Raw genomic sequence first — 7,601 nt, forward strand, 5'->3', positions numbered from 1 at the left:
CAATGACTGCGAAGAGAAGTGTGACCCGGATGAGAGACAATGATCCCTACAGCACGGAAATCAAAAGATGAAATAAACTTGACCCAAACGCCCGATTAGAGAAGTGAGTTTTCGCTGCGCTTGCGCCAACGTCTGCTTGGGAAAAGTTATTGTCAGATTCCTTTAACGGCATTTCCGATAATTGCCTTGGGGCGATGCATGGCAAGTTGCCTTCGCGCTTCGTCATGACGCCCCAACCGCAGCAGGACACCGACTGACGCATACTCTATCAAATCACGCTGCGCGCGACTGCCACCAAGCCGCGCGTGATCCCAAAGCGCTTTTGTCAAGAGGTCATTCGCATCCGTCCAGTTCTGATCAGCTATGGCACCGAATGCCTCAGCCAGATATCGCACAAGATCGGCTGCCGGTCCCTTGGCACCTACAATGATCCGTTGAAGTTCCTCGGACCTTCCTGCCATCGCATATCCAAGTGCTGCATGTGCATCCGCAAAACCCAAGCCGGGGTTCGGAAACTTCTCTGCGGCATAGTCGCAGACGATCTGCCACCGTTCTTGAGGAACCTCTACACCCGAGAGCTCTGCCCGATATAGAACCGCCGCCAAATCAACCATAACATTTAGCGGAGGCCCCCATGCCCCGCGCGGATCGATATCCCGGTCGACAATGCGCCACATCTCATCGGTATCGCCACGCGCCAATGCCCAGAGCGCAATATGCCAAGCGATATGGCAATGCATTTGGCCCTCTTTTTGGTAGGAACGTTGCCAGTCCGTGATAAATGCATAGCCCGCTTCTGTCTGGCCTGTTTCATAATAGAGATGTGATCGAAAATGCGCACCATGCGCATTCCGCGGATTGGCCGTTAGTGATTTATCAATGCTCTTTTCGGCAAGGTGGAATTGGCCGACCTCGACTTGCGCAAACCCCAACAGACCTTGGAGCCACCAGTCATCGCCATAATGGGGTTCTAGAATCTCAGCCAACGCAAGGTTCTCGGCTTCGCGTCCCGGCTCGCCACTGAATCCGATCAGACTCAGGACGCCCAGACAGGCTTGCGCGATAATCACATCACGGGGATAATCTTGCAATTGATCACGCGCGGCCTGATATCCAGCGGCGTTTTTGCCTTCGATCAAAAGGCCGATGATCTTGATCTGCCGCGCTTCCCGTTCCGTCAGCGGCCCGTCGCATTGTTTGGCGAGATGAAGTGATTGTTGCGCGCCAGTTCTATCTCCGACGAGCTGCCGATAACGCGCCAATACGACATGTGGGAGGGCGAAGCCTTCGTCTTCTTGGGTCGCCAGTTTGAGCGCGGCTTCAACGCCGATCTCGGCACCTAGGAACCGATCAAGGCCAAGAATATACGCATCTCTGGCCTTTTGCGAGTTCGTCGAAAGCGAATATCCGTATCTGTCTTTCATCCCCAACACCATGTTTGAGCCAATGCTACAACAAACCGCACGAAAAGTCAGTGACTTCGCAAAAGCGGTCGCTGATCAGTCGCACAGCATTCAGAACAATGGGCTCTGCACCCGCTTTCGAGGCGTTTTGCCCGAACGCTGGCTATGGAAGCGCCAAAGTCAGCGAATCGAATGAAGCCGCAGAGTCTCAGTTACATAGCTTGCGAGGCGAGCGGCAGGTTCCAATCCGCCCTCAACCTCGATCACGCCGCACTGGCATTGGGCGGCTCAGAGCCGAGGCTGTGTGAAAACAAAGCGAAGTAATATCTCTCGCCGAGTTCGTTTCTAACTTTCCTTTAATTTAGCTCTCAGCCTGACGAGAAAGCGCATATATCTCAGTTATTTGGCCCGAAGTGTCAGTCCGCCAGTGTTTTCACACAGCCTCAGCCCTAAGGAGACATAAACCAACATCACCGATTAGCTATGCAGTTATTGACGGTGCGGGTCCTTTGCCGGAAGTGCATCGCGCAAGTCCTCGGCGTTTTTCCATTCTGGTTTGGCGCTCGCCCCGGTCTCGTCCGGTATGAAGGAGGAAGCAGCAGCTTTGTTCAAATCGGGGATATAGCGCGGACAGTTTGGGAAGATTTCGTCGGCATCGACACGCACGGTCATCTTGTGGCCTTCCTTCGTTGGGCCGTCGACAAGAGTGCAATTGCCATTGACGCGCAGTCGCTTTGGCTGAGCGCCAAATTCAATGAAAAGAAGTCCGATTCGCGGTGATTTCAATACATTACCGAGGCTGCGATACATCGAGTTTCCATCAAAATCCGCCCACTCCAATCGCGTCGGATTTGTGACACGCACAAATCCGGGCGCACCGCCCCGAAAGGAACAGTCGACGCTTTGTCCGTGTGCCGTAGCAATGAAAAAGAACTCTGCATTTTCTATGAAGTTGACGTCTTGCTCACGAAACTCGGAAAAACGCCGATGCTTTTCCAATGCATCTGCCATTCGGCGGCCATCAAACCTGTCCTGCAACTCGCGGTGACCATCGTGAAACATGCTGGTTGATTGCTCTGACATCTTCGACCCTCCCAGTAGGCTGACGCCAGACTACCATACTTTCATGCATTCTGAGTGTCGGCTCCGTCCGCGACCTTTAAATTCGACCTCTGATCTTCGCTGCGGTCTGCATGAATGGCCGCGCTTTCCGCTGCACAACGGTACCGGGTTTTCCGCTCGCGCGGCATTTCCGGCGCGGCGAGCGCACGCAGCGAAAAAACCCAAGGAACAGGTGGGCTCAGCGCTACCGCAGGAAGTGTCAAACGATCAAGACCGCTTCGCAATGACGAACGGCTTCAGCCGTTCATTAGAATTCTCAGATATCAATCCTTTCTGCTATGCTCAGCGCGTCTTCGAGCTCAACCCCCAGATATCTGACGGTGCTATCAACCTTTGTGTGGCCAAGAAGAAGCTGAACAGCACGCAGGTTACCTGTCTTGCGATAGATTTCCGCCACCTTCGTTCGGCGCATAGAATGGGTGCCGTAACCACTGGGTTCCAAACCAATCGAAACAACCCAATTCCGAACCAAGCGCCCATACTGGCGTGTTGATATGTGCGGCCGATCATGAAATCGGCTCGGAAACAAGAACTGGCATCCGATCATTTCCGGAGACTTGATCCAGTTAGTCACAGTTTCTCGCGTATTTTTAGCCAGTTCAAACTGGACAGGCTTGTTCGTTTTACTTTGAACGACGGACACTCTTTCACGAATTCTGTCGTCCCTGAGTAGATCAATGACCTTTAGTGACACCAAGTCGCAACCGCGTAACTTGCTATCTATTGCGACGTTGAACAATGCGAGATCACGGAGATTACCCGCTAGTTCGAGGCGAGCGCGGATGGCCCAGACCTGTTTGGGAAGTAGCGGGCGCTTTTGCCCGACGAGGCGGGCCTTATTCCAGGCTCTTCGTTTTGGGGTGACTGCGGGAAGTTGAACTCTTGGCATGATTTGCCCTCCATCCAACCCTCCTGCCCAAACATCAACACAGCGCTGACGACGTACTATAGCCTAAAAACTAATGACGGCTTCGCCGCTGGCGCGTCATTAAGTGTTTCTGCGGAAGCAAAAGACGGCTTCGACCTTGGAACAGACATTGCGTCAAGAACCAGAGGCTCGTCGATTGAATGAAAAGTGATTTTCAGCTACTTTCCAGATGTAAACCTTCAGGAGGTTTGGCATGTCCAACATATTTGATGTGATCGTGGTTGGGGCAGGAAGTGCTGGCTGCGTGCTCGCTTCGCGTCTGACTGAGGACAAGAACCGCCGTGTTTTACTTTTAGAAGCCGGAGGCCCCAGTGAAGACCCGCGCATCAACACTCCGGCCAAATTTGGCGCACTAACCAACACAAGATTTGACTGGGCTTTTCGCACGGCCCCTCAAGGTGCGCTCTCGGGGCGACAGATAGCTTACCCGCGCGGACGTTGCATTGGCGGCACAGGCTCTATCAATTACATGATCTACTTGCGAGGGCACCCAACAGATTACAACATGTGGCAACAAATGGGCGCGAGCGGTTGGGGTTGGGAAGAAGTCTTGCCTTACTTCAAAAAAGCGGAAAATTGGCAGGTCGAAGGAGAGTCTTCGATCCACGGATATAGCGGACCGCTGACAGTAACTAAGCCCGGCGAGCGGTCGCCCCTGACAGAAGTTTTCATCGAAGCCTGCCAGCAGGCGGAGGTGCCGTTCAATCCTGATTTGAACGGCACAGACATAGACGGCTGCGGTTACTTTCCCGCGACGTTGCAGGACAGCCGAAGAGGTAGCACTGCCCAAATATATCTTGCTGCGGCGATGGAGCGATCCAACCTAACTGTCGTGACCGGTGCAACGGTTTTGTCGCTGCAATTGCAGGGCACCCGAGTGGAAGGTGTGAACTATCTTGCTGGCGGGAAAACGCAACAAGCCACAGCGCAAGAAACTGTATTGTGTGCGGGAGCCATCGGCTCACCCCAGATTCTGCAACTTTCCGGAATTGGACCGGCAAATCTGTTAAATGAAGTGGGCGTTTTGGTGAAACACGACATGCCTGGCGTGGGTGAGAATTTGCAGGACCACTTTCACTATCGGGCTCGCTGGGAGATCGACCAACCCCTAACGTTCTACGGCCGAACTGCGGAGCAAACAGCAGAAGTTGAACGCCAATACATAGAAGAACGCCGAGGACCGTTGACCACTAACCACTTTGAATCCGGTGCTTTTCTTAGATCAGGACCTCATGTCGAAGTACCCGACATTGAATTGCTAATGATCCCATTTTTCATCAGCATGGGTGCGCCAGAGTATCGCCCACCGGACCGGCACGGATTTACGATTTCAGGCTTTCCCACCCGCCCATGGAGCCGTGGGCGGGTGACAATTAATTCAGCTGACCCTCTGGATAGACCTGTCATTGATCCCAGCTATCTCAGCGATCCGGCAGATATTGACCTGATGCGTGCGATTATTCGCGAAGCGCGCAAGATCGTGTCGCAGGACGCCTTCGCAAAACTGAATCCGGTGGAGATATCTCCTGGCCTCGACTGTCAAAGCGATGCTGAAATTTTAGATGCTATTCGCGAAGTCTCGTCTACGTCATTCCATCCGGTTGGCACTTGCAGGATGGGTCAGGGTGATGATTGTGTGGTTGCACCCGATCTGCGCGTGCACGGACTTCAAGGTCTGTCCATTGCTGATGCATCTGTGATGCCGCAAATGAACACGGGCCACCCTAACGCACCTGTCATCATGATTGCGGAGAAAGCTGCAGATTTGATTGCTCGGCGGGCCTGAGGCCCGGAATATGGTTTTACTCCCGAAACAGTCGTCTCTGATGTGAGTTCAAATGGCGGTTTCGTCCGCTGTCGGCAGCGTCAAGCAAGGTTCATGGCCGTCGCTCGCTTCTTAGTTGTGAGCAGAATTTCGGGCAAATACGACCGTTTTCGCCGATGACAGAAACGTATGAGTTTTGGCAATATCAGCGATATCGAAGGACGTTGGGCTGGCCGCCAATCTGACAGAAAAAATCCCGTCAGACGTACCTCTATTTGAACCCAACCGCCACGTGAACAGCGTCCGGGTAAACCAGCCGATCCCCTTGAACGTATCCCGAGAGTGCTTCCGCGACCTCGTCGATCAGTGCTTTCTGGGCCGCTTCGGCAAGTCCTGCAAATGCACCAGCAATAGGCATAGAGCCTAAATGCAAGGGCACAAACTCCGGCGCAAGCGGCACATCGATCATGAGCTCTTGTCGGTGGACAACTACATTGGCGAACCCGTGGGCGCTCACCTGATCTCTGAGATCGTCTAGTGACGGAGTTTGTCGTTGGGAGCGTTGCTTCTTCGCGATCTCAGGAGAAATGTGATGCTCCACCGCAGCGCAGAGGGCGTTTGTATATGGGCTATGCCCGTCCCAGATTGAGAACGCCAAACGTCCGCCAGGAACAAGTAGCCGCAAAAACTCTTTGAGAGCTCTGGTTTTGTCGGGGAAGTAGTGGTAACCGTGTTGCGACAGGATGACATCATAGGTCTCCGACGGTAGACCGCAGTCGCAGACATCGCTCTCGATCCAGTCGATGTCGAGGCCATCCGCCAGTTCTTTTGCTGCTGCAAGCATTGGCGCGTTAATATCGAGGCCGGCGACCCTTCCATTTGGACCGACGTTTACCTTCGCCATCCTAGTCGTCACACCCGTTCCGCAAGCAACATCCAGCACACGTTCCGAGGTTTGAAGCGCAGCCAGCTCAACAAGCGATTCCGCCCACCGACCGAACCAAAGCGGCACCATGACTTCCTCGTAGATTTTCGGGCCATTTCCCACCAACTGGAATGTCATGGTGATTATCCTGTTTCGCCGTTCGATTGGAAAGTAGAGTACGCGCCTGTCCACCAACGGGTCAATCACGGGTTAAACTTTCGACAAAAAACACAATGACAGAACTCTTGCGCCAAAAAACGATCGATTCTGACACACGAGTTTTGCAGTGACACAACTCAAGCGGGTTTTCGTCAGATGTGCCGAATGGCGGCACCATGCAGGTTTCTCGGACGCCATGCTCGACGTTTGGGTAGCGCGTGGCGTTGCCTGGCGTCGGAGAAGCGCTCAGGCGGGAAATCGTGGGGTTGGTCTTGGTGGGCCGGTTGTTGTTATGGGGATTTGGGCTGTGGGCTTGGCATGGGGCTGATCTGGCGGCGCGGTTGAAGGGCCCGTATTGCGCTCAGCGCGGTGTCGGCTTGACCAGCATTTTGACGGTATGCGTGGTGTTTTCTCGGAGCCATTGATTTTTGCCGCGTCGATGATCTGCTCAAAGTATGACGATGGGTTCGCAGGTGGCATCGGCTGCGGCTGATGGTGTCTTTGGTTATGTCTGGCGGGCGCTTCATGCTGCGGCCCTTGCTGATGTTGGCGGTGCTCTGGGGTGTTGGGCAGGCGCGAAGGTGTCGACGATGATCAACCGTCCCCCGCAGCATGGGCATGGCAGAGCGAGGATCCTGGGTGATTGATCATTCTCGCCTTCACTTGTGTCTTTGCGAATTGGAGGCTGATCCCCGAGCAGTTCCCTGATTCTTGCGACATTTGCGGCGCGGTTGCCATTTCCGAAGAAGCCATAGTGGCGGATGCGGTGCTGGCCTTTGGGCAGAACATGCATCAGGAACCTGCGGATGAACTCGTTGATCTTCAGGGTCATGGTTGTGTGGCCGGTGTTGCCCTCAGCGCGGTGTCGGCTTGACCAGCATTTTGACGGTATGCGTGGTGTTTTCTCGGAGCCATTGATTTTTGCCGCGTCGATGATCTGCTCAAAGTATGACGATGGGTTCGCAGGTGGCATCGGCTGCGGCTGATGGTGTCTTTGGTTATGTCTGGCGGGCGCTTCATGCTGCGGCCCTTGCTGATGTTGGCGGTGCTCTGGGGTGTTGGGCAGGCGCGAAGGTGTCGACGATGATCAACCGTCCCCCGCAGCATGGGCATGGCAGAGCGAGGATCCTGGGTGATTGATCATTCTCGCCTTCACTTGTGTCTTTGCGAATTGGAGGGGTCGTGTTGCACAGATCAACTGCAACTCGGAGCGCGCCCTCCCCGAGACGGAATTCAGGCGGTGCGCTCAAAGCTTGGTCGGCCAAGTCCGGTCATCCGGTTAAGAACCTGGACGCCAAT

Annotated in this window: 5 protein-coding genes and 2 pseudogenes; 1 reads left to right on the forward strand and 6 read right to left on the reverse strand. The window is 54.2% G+C overall.

Going from position 1 to position 7,601, the window contains the following annotated elements; genetic code table 11:
- Positions 1-152: 152 nt before the first annotated feature.
- The 3 genes from QO231_RS25545 to QO231_RS25555 form a co-directional block, all read right to left on the reverse strand.
- Positions 153-1,424, reverse strand: a complete 1,272-nt coding sequence (locus QO231_RS25545) for a tetratricopeptide repeat protein (RefSeq protein ID WP_316782988.1) — start codon at positions 1,422-1,424, stop codon at positions 153-155.
- Between the two features lie 468 nt (positions 1,425-1,892).
- Positions 1,893-2,465, reverse strand: a complete 573-nt coding sequence (locus tag QO231_RS25550) for a pyridoxamine 5'-phosphate oxidase family protein (protein WP_316782990.1) — start codon at positions 2,463-2,465, stop codon at positions 1,893-1,895.
- 316 nt (positions 2,466-2,781) lie between these two features.
- A complete protein-coding gene (locus QO231_RS25555) occupies positions 2,782-3,414 on the reverse strand; it encodes a tyrosine-type recombinase/integrase (RefSeq protein ID WP_121025747.1) in 633 nt (210 codons plus the stop codon).
- A 232-nt stretch (positions 3,415-3,646) separates the two neighbouring features.
- On the opposite strand from QO231_RS25555, the gene QO231_RS25560 reads away from it, so the two are divergent.
- Complete coding sequence (locus tag QO231_RS25560; protein ID WP_316782996.1) at positions 3,647-5,239, forward strand: GMC family oxidoreductase; 1,593 nt, start codon at positions 3,647-3,649, stop codon at positions 5,237-5,239.
- Between the two features lie 250 nt (positions 5,240-5,489).
- On the opposite strand, the gene QO231_RS25565 is transcribed toward QO231_RS25560, so the two are convergent.
- The 3 genes and pseudogenes from QO231_RS25565 to QO231_RS26315 all read right to left on the reverse strand — a co-directional run.
- Positions 5,490-6,281: a class I SAM-dependent methyltransferase gene (locus QO231_RS25565; RefSeq protein ID WP_121025753.1), complete on the reverse strand. Its 792-nt coding sequence runs from the start codon at positions 6,279-6,281 to the stop codon at positions 5,490-5,492.
- Positions 6,282-6,825: 544 nt separating this feature from the next.
- Positions 6,826-7,167 (reverse strand): annotated as a pseudogene (locus QO231_RS25570) (transposase); the annotation flags it as partial.
- Between the two features lie 151 nt (positions 7,168-7,318).
- Positions 7,319-7,444 (reverse strand): annotated as a pseudogene (locus tag QO231_RS26315) (IS91 family transposase); the annotation flags it as partial.
- Between the last annotated feature and the right edge of the window lie 157 nt (positions 7,445-7,601).

Origin of the sequence: Sedimentitalea todarodis, assembly GCF_032595355.1 — a bacterium.
In the GTDB taxonomy this organism is placed as follows: Bacteria; Pseudomonadota; Alphaproteobacteria; order Rhodobacterales; family Rhodobacteraceae; genus Sedimentitalea; species Sedimentitalea todarodis.

What these genes read in the sequence shown, in the direction of transcription:
- QO231_RS25545 (WP_316782988.1), bottom strand. Translation starts at nt 1,424, where the DNA reads ATGAAAGACAGATACGGATATTCGCTTTCGACGAACTCGCAAAAGGCC.
- QO231_RS25560 (WP_316782996.1), top strand. Translation starts at nt 3,647, where the DNA reads ATGTCCAACATATTTGATGTGATCGTGGTTGGGGCAGGAAGTGCTGGC.
- QO231_RS25565 (WP_121025753.1), bottom strand. Translation starts at nt 6,281, where the DNA reads ATGACATTCCAGTTGGTGGGAAATGGCCCGAAAATCTACGAGGAAGTC.
- QO231_RS25550 (WP_316782990.1), bottom strand. Translation starts at nt 2,465, where the DNA reads ATGTTTCACGATGGTCACCGCGAGTTGCAGGACAGGTTTGATGGCCGC.
- QO231_RS25555 (WP_121025747.1), bottom strand. Translation starts at nt 3,414, where the DNA reads ATGCCAAGAGTTCAACTTCCCGCAGTCACCCCAAAACGAAGAGCCTGG.